At 29.4% G+C, this 18,241-nt stretch carries 15 protein-coding genes; 8 read left to right on the top strand and 7 right to left on the bottom strand.

Annotated features, from left to right (window positions below):
- The first annotated feature begins 108 nt into the window (after nucleotides 1–108).
- Nucleotides 109–1,167 (top strand): endonuclease/exonuclease/phosphatase family protein, encoded by a 1,059-nt coding sequence (locus tag Q0684_RS09255; protein WP_299015696.1) that lies wholly within the window; start codon nucleotides 109–111, stop codon nucleotides 1,165–1,167.
- A gap of 73 nt (nucleotides 1,168–1,240) precedes the next feature.
- On the opposite strand, the gene Q0684_RS09250 is transcribed toward Q0684_RS09255, so the two are convergent.
- Entirely contained in the window at nucleotides 1,241–2,770 is a 1,530-nt protein-coding gene (locus Q0684_RS09250) for an Rne/Rng family ribonuclease (protein WP_299015695.1), read from the bottom strand.
- A 319-nt stretch (nucleotides 2,771–3,089) separates the two neighbouring features.
- Complete coding sequence (locus Q0684_RS09245; RefSeq protein ID WP_187482354.1) at nucleotides 3,090–3,380, bottom strand: HU family DNA-binding protein; 291 nt, start codon at nucleotides 3,378–3,380, stop codon at nucleotides 3,090–3,092.
- A gap of 141 nt (nucleotides 3,381–3,521) precedes the next feature.
- On the opposite strand from Q0684_RS09245, the gene mutY reads away from it, so the two are divergent.
- The 4 genes from mutY (at nucleotide 3,522) to gldD (ending at nucleotide 7,060) form a co-directional block, all read left to right on the top strand.
- Nucleotides 3,522–4,565 carry an A/G-specific adenine glycosylase gene (mutY, locus tag Q0684_RS09240; protein ID WP_299015693.1) on the top strand — a complete coding sequence of 348 codons (1,044 nt, stop codon included), beginning with the start codon at nucleotides 3,522–3,524 and terminating at the stop codon, nucleotides 4,563–4,565.
- Nucleotides 4,566–4,676: 111 nt separating this feature from the next.
- The gene (ssb, locus tag Q0684_RS09235) at nucleotides 4,677–5,114 is read left to right on the top strand and encodes a single-stranded DNA-binding protein (RefSeq protein ID WP_299015691.1); all 438 of its coding nucleotides are present in this window, start codon (nucleotides 4,677–4,679) and stop codon (nucleotides 5,112–5,114) included.
- Nucleotides 5,115–5,136: 22 nt separating this feature from the next.
- Nucleotides 5,137–6,465 (top strand): gliding motility-associated protein GldE, encoded by a 1,329-nt coding sequence (gene gldE / locus Q0684_RS09230; RefSeq protein ID WP_299015688.1) that lies wholly within the window; start codon nucleotides 5,137–5,139, stop codon nucleotides 6,463–6,465.
- Nucleotides 6,458–7,060 carry a gliding motility lipoprotein GldD gene (gene gldD / locus Q0684_RS09225; protein WP_299015686.1) on the top strand — a complete coding sequence of 201 codons (603 nt, stop codon included), beginning with the start codon at nucleotides 6,458–6,460 and terminating at the stop codon, nucleotides 7,058–7,060. The genes gldE and gldD overlap by 8 nt, the downstream gene beginning before the upstream one ends.
- A gap of 76 nt (nucleotides 7,061–7,136) precedes the next feature.
- Here the strand turns inward: gldD and Q0684_RS09220 are convergent, their stop codons facing one another.
- From Q0684_RS09220 to Q0684_RS09200, 5 genes are all read right to left on the bottom strand, one after another.
- Nucleotides 7,137–8,906 carry a DNA mismatch repair protein MutS gene (locus tag Q0684_RS09220; RefSeq protein WP_299015683.1) on the bottom strand — a complete coding sequence of 590 codons (1,770 nt, stop codon included), beginning with the start codon at nucleotides 8,904–8,906 and terminating at the stop codon, nucleotides 7,137–7,139.
- A 7-nt stretch (nucleotides 8,907–8,913) separates the two neighbouring features.
- Entirely contained in the window at nucleotides 8,914–9,993 is a 1,080-nt protein-coding gene (locus tag Q0684_RS09215; protein ID WP_299015680.1) for a HesA/MoeB/ThiF family protein, read from the bottom strand.
- Between the two features lie 207 nt (nucleotides 9,994–10,200).
- Complete coding sequence (locus Q0684_RS09210) at nucleotides 10,201–11,307, bottom strand: NTP transferase domain-containing protein (protein WP_299015677.1); 1,107 nt, start codon at nucleotides 11,305–11,307, stop codon at nucleotides 10,201–10,203.
- A gap of 271 nt (nucleotides 11,308–11,578) precedes the next feature.
- On the bottom strand, nucleotides 11,579–13,627 hold the full coding sequence (locus tag Q0684_RS09205; protein ID WP_299015674.1) for a pitrilysin family protein: 2,049 nt from the start codon (nucleotides 13,625–13,627) through the stop codon (nucleotides 11,579–11,581).
- Between the two features lie 43 nt (nucleotides 13,628–13,670).
- Nucleotides 13,671–14,984 carry a pitrilysin family protein gene (locus tag Q0684_RS09200; protein ID WP_299015671.1) on the bottom strand — a complete coding sequence of 438 codons (1,314 nt, stop codon included), beginning with the start codon at nucleotides 14,982–14,984 and terminating at the stop codon, nucleotides 13,671–13,673.
- A 264-nt stretch (nucleotides 14,985–15,248) separates the two neighbouring features.
- On the opposite strand from Q0684_RS09200, the gene rplU reads away from it, so the two are divergent.
- From rplU to Q0684_RS09185, 3 genes are all read left to right on the top strand, one after another.
- Complete coding sequence (gene rplU, locus Q0684_RS09195) at nucleotides 15,249–15,911, top strand: 50S ribosomal protein L21 (protein WP_299015668.1); 663 nt, start codon at nucleotides 15,249–15,251, stop codon at nucleotides 15,909–15,911.
- A gap of 40 nt (nucleotides 15,912–15,951) precedes the next feature.
- Complete coding sequence (gene rpmA / locus Q0684_RS09190; protein WP_299015665.1) at nucleotides 15,952–16,212, top strand: 50S ribosomal protein L27; 261 nt, start codon at nucleotides 15,952–15,954, stop codon at nucleotides 16,210–16,212.
- 121 nt (nucleotides 16,213–16,333) lie between these two features.
- The gene (locus Q0684_RS09185; RefSeq protein ID WP_299015660.1) at nucleotides 16,334–18,241 is read left to right on the top strand and encodes a histidine kinase dimerization/phosphoacceptor domain -containing protein; all 1,908 of its coding nucleotides are present in this window, start codon (nucleotides 16,334–16,336) and stop codon (nucleotides 18,239–18,241) included.

Raw genomic sequence — 18,241 nt, 5'->3', positions numbered from 1 at the left:
TTTTCATTCAATTTAGCCCTTAAATTTATAAAATTTTTAACTAAAATCAAATTTTATTATGAATTATAGTTTTTTGTTTACTATTTTTATGTCAGAAAAAGAGAAAGCATGAAAAGAATAACAACAGTATTATTATTACTATTAATTCCAATAAGTACTAGTTTATTTTCTCAAAAAAAAGGGAAAAAATATACAATTAGAACGATTGCTTTTTACAATTTAGAAAACTTATTTGATACCATAAATGATCTTGCTATAAACGATGAAGCTAGCCCAATGATGGAGTTAAATACCAATAAATCTAAAGTGTATTGGAGTAAAATTAATAATATGGGTTATACCATTTCTAAAATTGGTTTAGAAAAAGCAAAAACTAGCCCTGCTATTATTGGTGTTGCTGAAGTTGAAAATTTAAGTGTCTTGGAAGATTTGACACAAACCAAACACCTAAACAACAAAAAATACGGAATTATACATTACGATTCTCCTGATAAAAGAGGCATAGATGTAGCTTTACTCTATCAAAAAAGATATTTTAAGCCTATATACCACCAAACGTTTAACCCAAATATTTATAGAGAAAATAAAAAGATTTATACAAGAGACCAACTATTGGTTTCTGGTTATTTAGATGATGAGTTAATTCATGTTATTGTAAATCATTGGCCTTCTAGAAGAGGTGGAGAAGCTAAAAGCAGTCCTCTACGTGAAAAAGCTGCCTATCAGAATTTAAAAATTATAGCCAACATAAAAGAAAAAGAAGAAAATCCCAAAGTTATAATTATGGGCGATTTTAATGATGACCCCATAAACGCGAGTTTTAAAAAGGTATTACAAACAATAAGTAAAAAAAGAAATGTAAGCAAGAATGATATTTATAACCCTTATGAAGACTTGTATAAAAGAGGTTTTAACACCTTGGCTTACAGAGATAATTTAAATCTTTTTGATATGATTTTAATTACAGCTCCATTTTTAAATAAGCATAAAAAAGATTTTTCTAGCTATAAAATGTATCAAGCCAATATTTTTAACAAAAGTTTTTTAAGTCAAAAAAAAGGAAGGTACAAAGGGTATCCTTTTAGAAGTTTTTCCAATGGTGGTTTTACAGGCGGTTATTCAGACCATTTTCCTGTATATATGTATTTAATAAAAGAAAAATTATAAAAACAAAAAACCCAAAACTTTTAAAGTTTTGGGTTTTTTTTGATAAAAAATTATTGCCTTTTGCAAGAGCGATTTATTCTTTAACAGATTTAAATCTATAATGCAAGTATGTGTAAGCGTCACGAGGTATAATAGTAATCCACTTTTTGTGTTTTAAATACCATTTAAAACGAATAGAATTTACGCCTTTTAATAAATATGCAGCAATAAAAGGATGCAAGTGTAATTGTATCTTTTTATTTTTAGTATTAGAAATAAATTTTTCTAAATCTGCCTCTATTTTGTCTAATAAGACAATTGGCGCTTCTACTTCTCCATTTTTATTTGGGTTGGCTTCCATAGTTTTTATACTTAACTCTGGCCTTACCCTTTGTCTTGTAATTTGAATTAAACCAAATTTACTTGGAGGTAATATTTTATGCTTTGTTCTATCCAAAGCCATTTGTTCTTTTAAATGCTGGTATAGTTTGTTTCTATTTTCAGCCTTATGCATGTCTATAAAATCTACTACTATAATACCACCCATATCACGTAATTGTAATTGGCGTGCTATTTCTGTTGCAGAAATTAAATTAACTTCTAACGCAGTGTCTTCTTGAGAACCTGCTTTATTAGAACGGTTTCCACTATTTACGTCTATTACGTGTAGGGCTTCTGTGTGTTCTATTACTAGATACGCACCTCTGCTCATAGAAACTGTTTTACCAAAAGAAGTTTTAATTTGTCTTTCTATACCATATTTTTCAAAAATTGGTACTTCAGATTTGTGTAACTTTACTATTTTTTCCTTCTCAGGATAAATTTCTTGTAGATACTCTTGAATCTCTACTTTTAAAGTTTCATCATTAGTAATAATGTTTGTAAAAGAGTCGTTCATTACATCTCTTAAAATAGAAGATGCTCTGTTTAATTCTCCTAAGATTTTTGTGGGTGTATTTGTATTTGCAATGCGTTTGCACATTGTTACCCAACGTTCTAGAGAGTTTTGCAAATCTTTATCTAATTCTGCTACCTTTTTACCTTCGGCAACAGTTCTTAAAATAACGCCAAAACCTTTTGGTTTTATGCTTTTTGCTAATCTTTTTAAGCGTTCTTTTTCTTTAGGATCTTCTATTTTTTGAGAAACAGAAACTCTATTAGAAAACGGAACTAAAACTAAATATCTGCCTGCTATAGACAACTCAGAACTTAATCTGGGTCCTTTTGTAGATATTGGTTCTTTTACAATTTGTACCAACAAGTTTTGCCCTGTTTTTAGTACATCTTTTATACTACCATCTTTGTTAATGTCAACTTCCTTTCGAAAGTTTTTTAAAGTGAATTCTTTATACTTACCTGTGCTTACTTTCTTAATGAATGTATTTAATGAATTTACTTGCGCACCTAAATCATGATAATGTAAAAACCCATCTTTTGGGTAACCTACATTTACAAAGGCTGCATTTAAACCCGTTAACACTTTTCCTATTTTGGCCAAAAATATATCGCCAACAGAAAACTTGTTTCCAGTTGTTTCATTATTTAATTCAATAAGTTTTCCATCTCTTAATAAGGCAAAATCAATATCAGATGAATTGGAACGAATTATTAATTCTGTTTTCATACTGAAAATGGTTTTAACACTGCACTTCATTGTGCAGATGGATTAATTGAAATTCAGGTATTTTTAAATACCGTGAGAAAATTTACAGCCTTACACTGCATGCAAATTTTCTTATGTCAATGAACTTTTTTTGATTGATTTTTTTCTTTTAGCTAAACAATAAACGAAAAAGTAAGCAAATGCTTACTTTTTCTTATGTCTATTTGCTCTAGCTCTTTTCTTTCTTTTGTGTGTAGAGATTTTAGCTCTCTTTCTTTTTTTACCACTTGGCATAATGCTTGTTGTTTAATAAGCTCTTAAAGCTTAGGTTAATATTGTGTTACTTTACAGCTACTTTACTTTTTACACCTTCTGTAAAAGTTTTTGCTGGTTTAAAAGCTGGTATGTTATGAGCTGGAATTTTAATAGTTGTATTTTTAGAAATATTTCTACCTGTTTTTTCTGCTCTAGTTTTTATAATAAAACTACCAAAACCTCTTAAATATACGTTATCTCCACTCTCTAATGCACCTTTAACTTCAGTCATAAATGCTTCTACAGTTGCCAAAACATCTGTTTTTTCAATTCCTGATTTATCTGAAATTTTCGATACGATATCTGCTTTCGTCATGTCTCTATTTTTACTATATTTTTATTAATTTACTTTCAAAAATGCGGATGCAAATATATGATAATTAATCAATTCCAAAAATATTAAACATTAAAATTATCTGAATTTTTAAATGTAATATTGCATTTCTATTTTTTACGAATGAATTTTTCTAACAAACTAATAACGTGGTATTTACAAAATAAAAGAGATTTACCTTGGCGTAAAACCAAGAATCCCTATTTTATTTGGTTAAGCGAAATCATGCTGCAACAAACAAGAGTTGCCCAAGGTTTGTCTTATTATTTAAAATTTACAACCACTTTTCCTACAGTTTTTGATCTTGCAAAAGCAGATGAAAGTACCGTATTAAAAATGTGGCAAGGCTTAGGTTATTATTCGCGCGCCAGAAACCTACATTTTACAGCAAAATATATTGCAAACGAATTAAATGGTGAGTTTCCAACTACATTTTCTGAAATTATAAAATTAAAAGGAATTGGCGAGTATACAGCAGCTGCCATTGCCTCTTTTTCTTTTAATGAAGCCAAAGCTGTTGTAGATGGTAATGTTTATCGTGTTTTATCGCGTTATTTTGGTATTGAGACTGCTATAAATTCCACCAAAGGTGTAAAAGAATTTAAACAATTAGCAGATACATTAATAGACCCAAAAAAACCAGCAGATTACAATCAGGCAATTATGGAGTTTGGTGCCATACAATGCAAGCCAAAAAAACCATTGTGTATGTTTTGTCCGCTAGCGGATAGTTGTGTTGCACTTCAAAAAAACTTAACAGAAACATTACCTATCAAAGAGAAAAAAATAAAAGTTAGAAAACGTTTTTTTAATTTTCTAGTGATAAAAACGGATGACAACAAAACCATTTTATCTGAAAGAACAGGCAAAGGTATTTGGCAAGGTTTATATCAATTTCCGCTTATTGAAAGCGAAAAAACTATAAATAAAGAAGATTTAATAGCTACCGAAGAATTTAAAACCTTATTTACAGCAGAAACTACGCTTAGCTTAATCAACCAAAAGGAAATTGTTCACAAACTTTCGCATCAACATTTACACACCCAATTTTGGATTGTAGAGATAAAAACACTCGAAAAAGCTACAATTGCTTGGGCAGATATACAAGATTTTCCTGTACCTGTTTTAATTGCAAATTTTTTGGAGCAGTTTCAACTTAAAAAGTAATTGATATTTTTAGTACTTTTGATATAAATATAGATTGCTAAATTTATTTCTCCTTAAAAATTCAAAAGATAAAGTTAGACTTCTATTGCAATCAATTTAACAAACAAAGCTATGGCAGGTACAATAAATAAAGTAATTTTAATAGGTAATTTAGGAGACGATGTAAAAATGCATTATTTTGATGATCAAAACTGTGTGGGTCGTTTTTCTATTGCAACATCAGAAAGTTACAACAACAAACAAACTGGCGAAAAAATTACCAATACAGATTGGCATAATCTTGTGGTTAGAAATGGTTTAGCAAAGGTTTGCGAAAAATACTTATCTAAAGGAGATAAAGTGTATGTAGAAGGCAAATTAAAAAACAGACAGTGGGAACAAGATGGTGTAAAACGCTACGCTACAGAAGTACAAGTTATAGAAATGACCATGCTTTCTACAAAAAGAAATGCAGATAACACTGCAAAAGTTGCACCAGTAAAAGACATTCCAAAACCGGCAACAACAAAAACTCCTGAACCAGAAGAAACCGACGATTTACCATTTTAATACTTAACCCTAAACTTTTACTTTGGACCCAGATCCCGAAATATTATTTACAACCTTAATTTCTTTTGACATTGTTACGTCTTTAAACGTAATTGCATTACTTATCTTACTAATTAGTTCTGCATTAATTTCTGGTTCAGAAATTGCTTTTTTTTCTTTATCACAAACCGATTTAAACGAGCTTTCTAACAACGGAAAAGAAGAAAATATTGTAGTTAAACTATTAGAAAGACCAAGAAAATTATTGGCTACCATTTTAATTACCAATAATTTTATAAACATTTTAATTGTACTACTTTTTGCCTCTTTAGGTAAAACACTTTTTGGTAGTTTTAATTTAAATATAGACCTCTACTATTTTACGATTCCTTTACGTTTTTTAATAGAAATTATAGTAATAACCTTTTTAATTTTACTTTTTGGTGAAGTTTTACCAAAAGTTTATGCCTCTAGAAATGCATTACGCTTTTCTAAATTAATGTGTAAATTTCTACACAATGTAAATATAATTTTAACGCCTTTTAGTTTGCCTTTAATTACACTTACAAAATGGGTAGAGAAAAAATTGGGCAGTAAAGGCACAAATTTTTCTGTAGAAACGTTATCACAAGCTTTAGAATTAACTACACAAGATGAGAGTAATAAAGGCGAACAAAAAATATTACAAGGCATTGTAAATTTTGGTAATACAGAAACGGTGCAAATAATGAAACCAAGAATAGATATTTTTGCTATTGCTGATGATGAGACTTATGAAGTTGTTTTAGATAAAATTCTAAAAAATGGCTATTCTAGAAACCCTGTTTATAAAGAGAATATAGACCAAATTGTTGGTGTTTTATATGCCAAAGATTTATTAGCACATTTAAATAAGAAAAATTTTAAATGGCAAACGCTTATTCGTGAACCCTTTTTTGTGCCAGAAAACAAAAAACTAGACGATTTATTAAGCGATTTTAGAGCCATTAAAAACCATTTAGCTATTGTTGTAGATGAATATGGTGGCACAAGTGGTTTGGTTACGCTAGAAGATGTAATAGAAGAAATTGTTGGAGATATTAATGACGAATTTGATGACGACGATTTGTCCTACTCTAAAATAGATACCAATAACTACGTTTTTGATGGTAAAACCACAATTAAAGACTTCTGCAGGGTTTTAGATAATGAAGATGAAGCAATTTTTGAAGAAGAAAAAGGAGAAAGTGAAACCTTAGCCGGTTTTATTTTAGAAGTCTCTGGCAGATTCCCAAAAAAAGGAGAGAAAATAAATTTTAAAAAGTATACGTTTACCATAGAAGGCTTAGATAAAAAACGCGTTAAACAAATAAAAGTCACAAGAAATGTGTAAAAAAAATACAACTCTTTTTCTTATTTTTTCATTTTTATTTCTTCTAACTTCCTGTAAAGAAGACACTTTACCTAAACCCAAAGGATATTTAAGTTTAACTTATCCTTCAAAAGAGTATAAAAAACTACAGTTAGAAAGGCCTTATACGTTTAAGGTTTTAAAAGACTCTAAAATCATAGACAAATCTAATAATTGGCTTTCTATACAATATCCCAATTTAAAAGCATCTATAGATATTACGTACAGACCTGTAAACAATAATATTACCGAACTTTTAAAAGAAGCTGAAAAACTAGTTTTTAAACACGCCGTAAAAGCAGAACAAATAATACCAAAAGATTTTACCAATTACCAAAAAAAAGTGTTTGGTAGTGTGTATGAAATTACTGGAAATGCAGCATCGCATTTACAATTTCATATTACAGATAGTACTAAAAACTTTATAAAAGGTTCTTTATATTTTTATGCAAAACCCAATTACGACTCCATTTTACCAGCAGTAAATTATATTAAAAAAGACATTTTAAAATTGATGGAAACAACGGAGTGGAAGCCCTTAAATTCCCCAAAGGGGAAAACTGTGCAGTTAAATTAATATTATTAGAAATTTATTTTACCTTTTTTCTTGTAAGCCAAAATCTTGTTTCCTATCTAAAATCTGCAGAGTAAAATTAAACAATCTCCATTTTTTGTAATAAAAAAGAAGCGTTCATATTTTTGCAAATTCCGATTTTTAAGCTGTAATCAAAAGACAGCTCATTATTAGAAATTTCTGCATCAAAATAGTAATTTTTTATTGTAGAAAACTCGTTTTCTAATTCACACAAACTAACATCATGCGTTGCTATAATTCCTGTAGATTTAGATTTGGTTAGTTTTTCTACAAACTTTTTAGAGCCAATTGCCTTGTCTTTACTATTGGTTCCTTTTAAAATTTCATCTAAAATAATAAAGTAGTCTTTTGTCTGAATTTCATCAACAATAAACTTTAAACGTTTTAATTCGCTGTAAAAATAAGACTCATCTTCCGTTAAAGAATCTGTTGTGCGCATGCTTGTAATTAACTTTATTGGCGCATATTTAAAACGTGCTGCGCAAACAGGTAAACCACAATTTGCCATAACAACAGCCAAAGAAACCGTTCTTAAAAAGGTACTTTTACCAGCCATATTTGCACCTGTAATTATAAAAAATTCAGATTTTTTAATGGTGAAATTGTTATCTACTCTTTTGGTTTCATCTAATAAAGGATGTCCTAAATTAACACCTTCTACTCCATTATTTTCTAATGAAATTTCTGGGAAATTAAATTTTGGTTTGTTAAAAACCAAGTTGGCTAAAGAATTCTGCGCATCAAAAAATGCTACAACTTCAAACCATTTTTCTACAGTGTGTTTGTAATTTGTTATCCATTTTTCTACCCTATAAGCATTTCCTATTTCAATTAAAAAAAGTCCGTTTCCTAAAAGCGCAATAATTATATTGTTTCTCTGATCAAAAGCATCTAAAATTTTAGCAAACTCTTTAAATATTTTTGATGCTTTTTTAGTTTCAGAATTAATAACTTGTTGTTTTTTACTTAAAATTTGAGAAGAAAAATCTTCGTTTTCAATTTCATTTAATAGTACATGGTATTGTTTAAACGTTTCTCTAACACTATCTGTTTCTGTGTACAACTTACCTGTTTTTTTCAAAAAACTGACAGCAATAAATAAACCTAAAAAAAACCAAACTAACAAGTAATTAAAATCTGCAAAACCTAAAGAAACCAATCCAATTAAAATTACAGAAACTATAGAAAAAGCTACTTGAAATTTACCAGTATACTTGGGCAATACTATTTTGTAATTGCCAATCCAACTTACTATAGATTGTGATGTATTTTTAACAGAAACCAAACTTGCTAAAGCCGTAAAATGCTGTCTCCAAATTGGCTTTTTAGCCAATTCTTTTAAAGCTTCTTGTTTATCTTTAATATTAGCTAAAATATTACTAGTTAAAGTAGCAGCTAAAAGTTGCTTTCCATCTTTTGTTTTGGTTCTGTTGATGTATTGAAAAAAAGAACCTTTGCCAAACAAATCGATATCATTACTATAAAAATGCGTAGGATCTACAAATTCATCTCCAGCTTCTAAATGATAAAAATCTCTACTTAAAATACTAATTTCTGAGGTATTAATAGTAATTTTAGCCTTTACAACAGCTCTTTTTCTTTGTAAATTTTGATGTTTTATAAGCACAAAAGCAAATAATAAAACACCTAAAAATGCCACTATAAAAACATCTGGATATTTACCTAAAGTTAGGTAAACTAAAAAACAAGTTGCTAAAAATACACTAAGTCTAAAAATACTTAATTGTATTGATTTTCGCTTTAAAACAGCAGCTTCTTCTTCTAAAACACGCTTTGTGTTTGTATAGAACTCTAAGGGATTTTGCATCTAAATTTTATTTATAACTAGAAATTCCACCAGTTAAATTTAACACCTTTAAATCTGGATATTTTGCTTTTAACTTTGAAGTTGCTCTGTAACTATTAAAACCTCTTTGGCAAATCATAACATAGGTTTTATTAAAATCTACTTCTAATTTATCTGCATCAAATGTATTAATATGAATGGTTTTATCAACTTTAAATGGCAGTTTTAAATTTTCTAAAACAGCTATAATTTCTAGAGTATCATCACCTAAACTTTCTTTTAATTTTTCTGGTGATATTTGCCAATCAGGATTTTGACCTGCACAAGCAGCATCTACATACGTTTGCACTTTAAAAAGTTTGGCAATTTTATCTTTAAAAACTTTAGGTTTTAACTTCATTTTAAACTGTGTGTTTTGTAGAGCATTGTAAATCAATAATTGATTAATTAAAGGTTTTCCTACACCTGTAACGAGTTTTAAAACCTCGTTTACTTGTTGTGTTGCTATTAACCCAACAATAGCATTTAAAGTGCCTGCTTCTTCGCAATTGGGTATGTCTATTACCATTTCTGGAAAAGCGTCTCTTAAATTTGCTGAATAAGTTCCATCTTTTTGCAATACATTAAAAGTAGCTACATAACCATCAAACTTATACAAAGAACCGTACACTAGAGGTTTACTTTTAATAACGCAAGCATCATTTATTAAGTATTTTGTGGGTAAAGAATCTGTTCCGTCCACTACAATATCTATATTTTCTATCAATTCAAAAACATTTTCTTTTGTAACGGGTTTGTTGGTAAAAGTTACTTCCGTGAATGGCGCTCTTTTCTTTATAAATTCTGATAAAACAGCTGCTTTTGGCTTATCAATATCGTCTAAGCTGTAAAAAACTTGTCTGTGCAAATTGGTTTCGTCTACAGTATCAAAATCTATCAAATGGATTTTTCCAATTCCGCTTGCCGCTAAATAAACTGCAATAGGACTTCCCAAACCTCCACAACCTACAACCAAAACAGAAGCGTTTTGTAATTTTTGCTGGCCAATTTCTCCAATTTCTTTTAAGGTAATTTGACGTTTAAAAAGTTGTGTTTTTGTTGGTTTCATTTTATGCTGAACTTGTATCAGTATCTTTTTATTATTCTTGCTTGAGCTGGAATCTAAACTTACTTTTTATGGATTCCTGTTTTCACAGGAATGACAAATTGCGTGTTATTTTGAACAAAATACTATGTAGTCTAAAACTCTATTTACTATTTAGTAATTTCAATATTTCTCTTTTGAGATTTCTCCATAAAGTCGAAATGACAATCGTTAGTTTTTTATCTCTTTTTTGGCAGCTTCAAACTCCTCAGGTGTATTTATATTTCTGATAAAAGCATCATCAATCTCAACAATTTCTACATCAGAATTAATTAACATTTTACGCGGACAAGAATACCCTTGTGCTAAATATTGTAATAAAATAGGATAAGCTTTTGGCTCGTAAATAGTTATTAACGGCTCTACAAATTCTTTGCTTTTTCCTTTAATTGCTGTGGCAACTTTACTTGGATTTCTATGTTTTAATAATTGTTGAATTATGGTTGAATCTACAAAAGGCACATCTGTTGCCAATACAAACCAAGCCGAATTTGGGTCTTTTTGAAACGCAGAACAAATACCGCCAAAAGGACCTAAATTTATAAATTTATCCGAAATTTCATCGACTTTATTACCTTCATATCCAACAGAATAAAACGTTTGTAAATTTTGGTTTTCTAATAGATTTTTTACGTGATTTTTTTGAGCTTTACCAAAATAATTGAGTTCAGATTTATCTGTTCCCATTCTTGTGCTTTTTCCACCAACCAAAACCAAACCTTTAATAGGTGCTATTTTTTCTTGAACAAGATTATTGATGTGATTCGCTATTGCATCAACTTCATCAATAGTATAACAAATCTTATTTTTTATGTTAGGGTATTTTTCAACTAAAAAGTCAAAATATTCAGTTTCAGATTTTAATTTTACCATAAATTGAATATTATCTAATTGCTCTAATCTTTTTAAAACAGATGCTTCTTTAGCTTCATCTAAAATTAGAATTTGTTTTGCACCTTGGTAATGATTTCCGTTTATAAAAATAGAATCATATTGTGAAAATTGCAAACGTTGTTCAAACTTATTTATGTTGCCAGATTTAGTAATTTGTAAGTTTCCTTCATGATGAAAAACATATTCTGACAACCTATTTTCTGCTACATCTTTTGCATGAGAAGCATCAAAATAAGCCAATTTATATTTGCTAAGCTTTTCTGAAACTTTAGAAACCAAATCAGAAATATTATTGCAATTTGTACCTAAAATTGATATTTCATTTGGCGCAAAATTATCATTATTTCGTCTTTCTAAGTTGGCGTGTTTTTTGTGTTTTTTCATGTGACACTTTACGTATTGTAATTGTTTCTCTTATTTCAAATTCTATACAACAAACATAGTTTCAAAAATCATGCCTTGCTACTGCAATAAATCTTGTTCCTATTAAAAATATGTTTTCGTTTTATTAAAATTAGTATTACAAAGATTATAAATTTTCTTCTTTTAGATATTGTTTCCATTCAAAATAAATATTTAATTTAAAAGTAGCTAAACAAAAAGAGCCAAGAAATAAATCTTGACTCTTATTCATTATTTTGATTTTCTATTGAGATTATTCAAAATCTGCATCAGAAACTCCTTCGTTTACTTTAAGATCAGATACTTTTAAATCTAAACTAATTGGTCCCATTTTAACGCCAATTCCGTGTGGAAATAAAATTCCGTTTACAGCTTTATAATCAGAAAAAACAGTTGGTGTTTTTACTTCTTTACCATCAGGAGTTTTGCTAGTTTCTACCTCTTTTACTTTTAAGCCAGAAGCCATATCATAAAACACTTCTGTATCTTTATATTGTAAAACAATAGCATTTTTACCTTCTAATGGCTCTATTCTTAATAGTTTACCAGAAGTATAGCCTAAATCTTTAAATAATGCATTGCCATCTTTTGCTTTTGCAAGTTGTTCTGCTGGTAAATTCATTTTTTGACCTCTAGCTTCTTGGTAACCATTTTCTCCATTAAATACAGCTTTGCTCATTGTATTGCCCATTACAGAAACTACTTGAGATGTTTTATTTGGCGCTGCAGCTTTCATAGTCATAACTACAGGTGTACCTTGCACAGTTGCGTTTGCAACCATCATAGTTGTTTTTACAGCCATAACTTTGTCTTTACCACCAATGGCTTGTAAATACTTATTTACCACAGTTTCTGCAGTCATTCCATCTGGTATTGGCATTGTCATTTCTGGCTTTTCTGTTGGATTCCCGTATTTATCAAAATACTTAATTACATAATCTGTTTTTTCTAAATTTTTAAGAACTTCTATACCTTTACCAGTAACTACAATTCTTGCTTTGTCTCCTCTAAAATACTTAATAGCTGCATTTTGAACATCCTCTAAAGTAACTGCTTTTATATTTTTAATATAATTTGCATAAAAATCTTTTGGCAGATTATAACGTGCAATATTTAAAGCAAAATTGGCTACTGTTCTTGGTTTTTGCACATTCATTACAAAACTACCAATATATTCTTCTTTAGAATTTTCCAATTCTTCTGCAGAAACTTTTTGATATCTAATTTTATTAATTTCTTTTTGCAATTCTACAACAGAACTATCTGTAACCATGTTTCTAACACTTGCAGTTGCTCTAAAAGTACCTGCATGTCTGCTTTGACTTAATCTAGAATATGAACCATAAGTATAACCTTTATCTTCACGTAAATTCATAAATAAACGTGCTGTACCACCACCACCAAGAATGTTGTTTGCCATTAAAGCTGCATAATAGTCTTTATCGCCCAAAGTTAAATCGATATTGTTAATGATAGCAATTTCAGATTGCACTGCATTGTCCATATTTACAAAATTAATTTCTGCAGTTTTTGGGTTTGTAGTTGCAGGCATTGTGTAAGCAGGTATGTTTCCTTTTTTCCAACCAGAAAATAAAGATTTTACTAACTTTTTGGTTGCTTTAATATCAATATCACCTTCAATAACTAAATATGCGTTGTTTGGTCTGTAATAGGTGTTGTAATTGTTTTTTACGTCTTGTAAAGTAATTTTCTCTACACTTTCTTTAGAAGTATATTCTCCAAAAGGATGGTTTTTACCATAAGTTAACACATCTTCTACTCTTCTTGCAGCAGAAGTTACACTTTTTTCGTTAGATTTTATGCCATCTAATGTAATTTGTACCTCTTTATCAAACTCTTCTTTTGTAAATTCAGAATTTTTAACACCATCTGCCATTAATTCTAAAATTTCTGGGAAATATTTTTTTAAAGATGATGCGAATGCTCCAGAACTAAAAAAGGAAACACTAGCTCCTAAAAAGTCAACTTTTTCATTAAATTCATCTTTAGTAATATTGGCTGTTCCTCTACCCAATAAGCTACCCATCATACCAGATACACCAGCAATTTCACCCTCAAAATAAGGCTTATTGTCTATTGTTAAACTTGCGGAAGCTCTAGGCAATTTGTTATTTTCTACCATAATTACTTGCAAACCATTTTTAAGTTTAAAGGTTTCTGGTTTACCAAGTTTTACCACAGGATCTGGCCCTGGCTCTGGCATTTTACTTCTATCTATTTGTGCATTAACACTTATGCTTATTACAAACAGTGCTATTAGTGATGCTATTTTTGTTTTCATAATTGTTTCTTTTGTTCGAAATTAATTTTAGACTCTACTTAAACTACTTTGCTTTTGGTAAGTACTCTAAAGTTAATCTTTGGTTTGGGTTAAGGTATTTTTTAGCAACATCTCTAATTTCTTCTCTAGTAATAGATCTAAAAATATCAATCTCTGTGTTTATTAAATTAGTATCGCCAAACATTACGTGGTAACGCGCTAAAGAGTTTGCAATACCTTCTACACTAGAATTAGAATTTACAAAATTGTTTTCGAACTTATTTTGTAGTTTTTGATAATCTTTTTCAGAAATTAAATTGGTTTGTATTTTAACTATTTCTTCATCGATTTCTGAAATAATATCTGCCAACTTAGTTTCGCCTTGTGGCAAACCAAACAAAATGTAAGTACCATAATCTTCTTGACTCACATTAATAGCACCTGCTTGTAATGCCATCTTTTTATTGTCTACCAATTTTTTATATAAAACAGAACTTTTACCAGAACTTAAATAAGAAGAAATCATATCTAAAACTCTAGAGTCTCTAGTTTTCATAGATGGCGTTCTGTATGCTGCCATTATAGCTGGTATTTGTATGTTTGGGTCATAACCCTTAGCACTCATAGGAGCTGTAATAGGATCTTCTTTTGGGAAGTTTTTAGTAATTTCTGCACCTCTAGGTATTGGACCAAAATAGTCTTGTACCATTTTTTTTGTAGTAGCAAAATCTATATCACCAGCAACTACCAAAGTAGCGTTATTAGGTACATAAAACTTTTTGTTAAACGCTAAGAACTCATCTAGCGTAGCAGCATCTAAATGCTCCATTTTACCAATTGTGGTGCCTTTATAAGGGTGTTTTTTAAATATATTTTCTTTTACATACTCTAAAAATCTTGAGTAAGGTTGATTATCTACACGCAATCTTTTTTCTTCTTTTACAACCTCATTTTGTGTATCTACTCCTTCTTGTTTAATTATAGGGTGTAGTAAACGTTCAGACTCCATCCAAAGTCCTAATTCTAATTTGTTAGAAGGAAAAATCTCATAATAATACGTTCTATCATCTGTAGTATTTGCATTATTCGTACCACCGTTAGAAGAAACAATCTTAAACCATTCTCCTTTTTTAATGTTCTTGGTACCCTCAAACAACAAGTGCTCAAAAAAGTGTGCCATTCCTGTTCTGTCTGGTTGCTCATCTTTGGCCCCAACATGGTACATTACAGAAGTAATTACTACGGGGGCAGAAGTGTCTTTGTGTAAAATTACATGCATTCCGTTACTCAAATCGTACTCTTCAAAATCTACCTTTTGAGCATTTGTTGAAAAAGCGAATAACATTGCACTAGCAAGGGATAAAATACTTTTTTTCATTTAAAGTTAATTTAGTTAATAATAATAATAAGATAAGGGTTAGACGCAAACAAATTAATTGTGTTACGTTTTTTAGCATTTTTTGTAATCCAAAAATAAAGAAATTAATAACTAATTTTTTGTTAAAAATAGAAAAATAGCTTGCTTTTTAATTAATTATTTTTTGTGAAATGATATGCTGTATTCTAAAAAAAGATGTATATTTGCATCCGCATTTTAAAGATAAAATGCTTATAATTAGTATAAATACGCAAAATTAAAAGTATGTACGCAATCGTAGAGATAGCAGGGCAGCAATTTAAAGTAGCAAAAGACCAAAAAGTATACGTACACCGTTTACAGGGCGAAGAAGGATCAAAATTAACTTTTGACAATGTTCTTTTAACTGATGACAAAGGTAACGTAACTATTGGCGCCCCAGCTATAGAAGGAGCCGCAGTAACGGCAAAAATTCTAGGTCACTTAAAAGGTGATAAAGTAATTGTTTTCAAAAAGAAAAGAAGAAAAGGTTACAGAAAGAAAAACGGACACAGACAATCTTTTACAGAGATTCAAATAGAATCTGTTGTAGTTTCAGGTGCTAAAAAAGCAACTAAGAAAGCAGCAGCTCCTAAAAAAGAAGAAAAAGTAGCAGCTCCTAAAGCTGTAGCTAAAAAAGCTGCTCCTAAAAAAGCTGCAAAAGCAGATGATTTTAAGAAAATTGAAGGAATTGGACCAAAAATTGCAACTACGCTAGTAGAAGCAGGAATTGCGACATTTGCAGATTTAGCTAAAGCTGAACCAGCAAAAATTTCTGAAATTATTGCAGGAGTGCGTGGAAACCACGTTACAGATACGTGGCCAACTCAAGCGCAGTTAGCTGCAGATGGTAAGTGGGATGAATTAAATGAATTACAAGATAGACTAGATGGTGGTGTTGAAAAATAACCAACTCTAATTTAACTTTAACCTATAAAAACTCAAGAAAATGGCACATAAAAAAGGTGTAGGTAGTTCTAAGAACGGTAGAGAATCAGAATCGAAACGTTTAGGCGTAAAGATTTTTGGTGGTCAAGCAGCAATTGCTGGTAACATAATCGTTAGACAAAGAGGAACTACACATAATCCAGGAGAAAATGTTTACATGGGTAAAGATCACACTTTACACGCAAAAGTAGACGGAATTGTAGAGTTTCAAAAGAAGAGAAACAACAGATCTTACGTATCTGTAACTCCATTTGAAGCTTAAAATTTAAGAAAATTTAAATTTTAAAAACACCTAAACATTATGTTTAGGTGTTTTTTTTTGCAAAAAAACAAGGTTTTCTTAAAATCTTTTCGTAATTTTCATTACTTATTGCCTCTAACCTATGAAATTATTCTTTAGTTTTTTTGTCTTACTTTCATCCTTACACTTTTTTTCCCAAACAAATTTAGATTATTCTAAAGTAGAACAATATATTTTAAACAATAAACTAGATTCTGCGTCCTACTTTTTAAATACCTTAAAAGATTCTCCTCAAAAAGAACTATTAAATAATTTAATTACAACAGAAAAATTAACTTATGCAGACTATTATCTGTTTATTTCTAATTTAACAAAAAGGCAAGGTGTTAATTATTTAGACGTACAACGTTATATAAATAATACTGTGCTAGACCCCTTGAATAAAAACAAAATTGATAAAGATTTTTACAATATAAAGTGGATTTTAACTACAAAATTACTAGAGGATGCACACTTAAAAGAGGGAAATGAAGAGCAAAAAAAGTTAGAAAACTACGTAAACCAATTTTCTGAAAATACCCCCAACTATCGCTGGGCAACTACAAAACTAAAAACACATTCTGTAGTAATGTATTTTATAGAAAAAGAGTTAAAAAAGGGAAAAAATCTTAGTTTAAAATGCTTAAAAATAGCAGAAGATTTAAACGATATTGATTTACAAATTGCCTTCTTATATAATTATGGCGGTTATCTGCTAAATGAACTTAATGTAGATAAATTTATAACTACGTCAGAGAGAATACTTTCTTTAGACAAGCAATTACCAAAGCATAGTTTTTATTATTACAAAACTATACGAAATATTATTAATGCCTATATCTATAAAGGTGGGTATGATAAAGAAGTAGCTAAATTAATTGAAGAATTATACAATTCTGAAGCAAGAGTATACTCATACTTACTGTATGTTCAGATGATTACTAAATTAAATAAAGACTCAGAAGTTTTTAAGACAGTCTTAAAAAAGTTTGAAGTAAGCAATGTTTTAGAATTAATAAAAAAACTAGAAGTTTTGGGTAAAAACCAAAACTCTAACGGATACTTTTTTTTAATAGATAAATTTTCAAGAGCGTTACAAAAACACAAATATTATGACGAGGCTTTGGCGTATAAAGAAAAAGGAATAGCCTTAACCAGAAAAATTTACTCTGAAGAACTATCTGCATCATTGGCAAATTTTAAAATTACACAAGCAGAAAAAGAAAAGGAAAGAGAGTTAAAACAAGAAAAAGAAAAAACAAACTTATACCTTATTATAGCCCTACTCTCACTTTTTCTTTTAAGTATTACATTTATTACACTTAAAAAATTAAAAAAACAATCTTTAGAGCTATCAGATAAAAATAAAATTATTAAAAAATCACTTAATGAAAAAGACTTACTGGTAAAAGAAATGCATCATCGTGTAAAAAATAATTTTCAGTTAATAACCAGTCTATTAGAGTTACAAACAAAAGATATTGAAGATGAAAAAGCTTTACAATTGGCCCTAGAAGGTAAAAATAGGGTAAACTCTATGGCTCTAATTCATCAAAAACTATATCAAAATAAAAAAGGATTAATAGATTTTAATGAATTTATTAACCTACTTGTGAAAGAAATTAATACTATTTACGACAGTAATAATAAAGTATCTACAATAATTGATTCTAAAAATATGTTATTAGACATAGATACAGCAATTCCTTTAGGATTAATTATTAATGAAATTATAACAAATGCTTATAAATATGCCTTTATAGATTTAGAAAACAAAAGATTAGAAGTATTTATGAATAGAAGCTCTGCAGAAGACATTACGTTAATTGTGCAGGATAATGGTCCTGGAATTTCAGAAAAAATAGACTTAAACAAAACAAAAAGCTTAGGTTTAAGGTTAATTAAGAGATTGGTAAAACAATTACATGGGGTTTTAAAAATTAATAATGTAAATGGCACTAGGTTTGAAATTACTGTAAAAGATTTTGAAGCTAGAAAAGCAATAGATTAA

This window comes from uncultured Polaribacter sp. (assembly GCF_947503875.1).
GTDB lineage: Bacteria > Bacteroidota > Bacteroidia > Flavobacteriales > Flavobacteriaceae > Polaribacter.
This window is presented reverse-complemented; position numbering and strand designations above follow the sequence as displayed.

Excerpts from the sequence above, each read along its gene's own strand:
- Q0684_RS09255 (WP_299015696.1), top strand. The coding sequence starts at position 109 with ATGAAAAGAATAACAACAGTATTATTATTACTATTAATTCCAATAAGT.
- ssb (WP_299015691.1), top strand. The coding sequence starts at position 4,677 with ATGGCAGGTACAATAAATAAAGTAATTTTAATAGGTAATTTAGGAGAC.
- Q0684_RS09205 (WP_299015674.1), bottom strand. The coding sequence starts at position 13,627 with ATGAAAACAAAAATAGCATCACTAATAGCACTGTTTGTAATAAGCATA.
- Q0684_RS09245 (WP_187482354.1), bottom strand. The coding sequence starts at position 3,380 with ATGACGAAAGCAGATATCGTATCGAAAATTTCAGATAAATCAGGAATT.
- Q0684_RS09220 (WP_299015683.1), bottom strand. The coding sequence starts at position 8,906 with ATGCAAAATCCCTTAGAGTTCTATACAAACACAAAGCGTGTTTTAGAA.
- Q0684_RS09250 (WP_299015695.1), bottom strand. The coding sequence starts at position 2,770 with ATGAAAACAGAATTAATAATTCGTTCCAATTCATCTGATATTGATTTT.
- gldD (WP_299015686.1), top strand. The coding sequence starts at position 6,458 with ATGTGTAAAAAAAATACAACTCTTTTTCTTATTTTTTCATTTTTATTT.
- rpmA (WP_299015665.1), top strand. The coding sequence starts at position 15,952 with ATGGCACATAAAAAAGGTGTAGGTAGTTCTAAGAACGGTAGAGAATCA.
- rplU (WP_299015668.1), top strand. The coding sequence starts at position 15,249 with ATGTACGCAATCGTAGAGATAGCAGGGCAGCAATTTAAAGTAGCAAAA.
- Q0684_RS09200 (WP_299015671.1), bottom strand. The coding sequence starts at position 14,984 with ATGAAAAAAAGTATTTTATCCCTTGCTAGTGCAATGTTATTCGCTTTT.
- mutY (WP_299015693.1), top strand. The coding sequence starts at position 3,522 with ATGAATTTTTCTAACAAACTAATAACGTGGTATTTACAAAATAAAAGA.
- Q0684_RS09185 (WP_299015660.1), top strand. The coding sequence starts at position 16,334 with ATGAAATTATTCTTTAGTTTTTTTGTCTTACTTTCATCCTTACACTTT.
- Q0684_RS09210 (WP_299015677.1), bottom strand. The coding sequence starts at position 11,307 with ATGAAAAAACACAAAAAACACGCCAACTTAGAAAGACGAAATAATGAT.
- Q0684_RS09215 (WP_299015680.1), bottom strand. The coding sequence starts at position 9,993 with ATGAAACCAACAAAAACACAACTTTTTAAACGTCAAATTACCTTAAAA.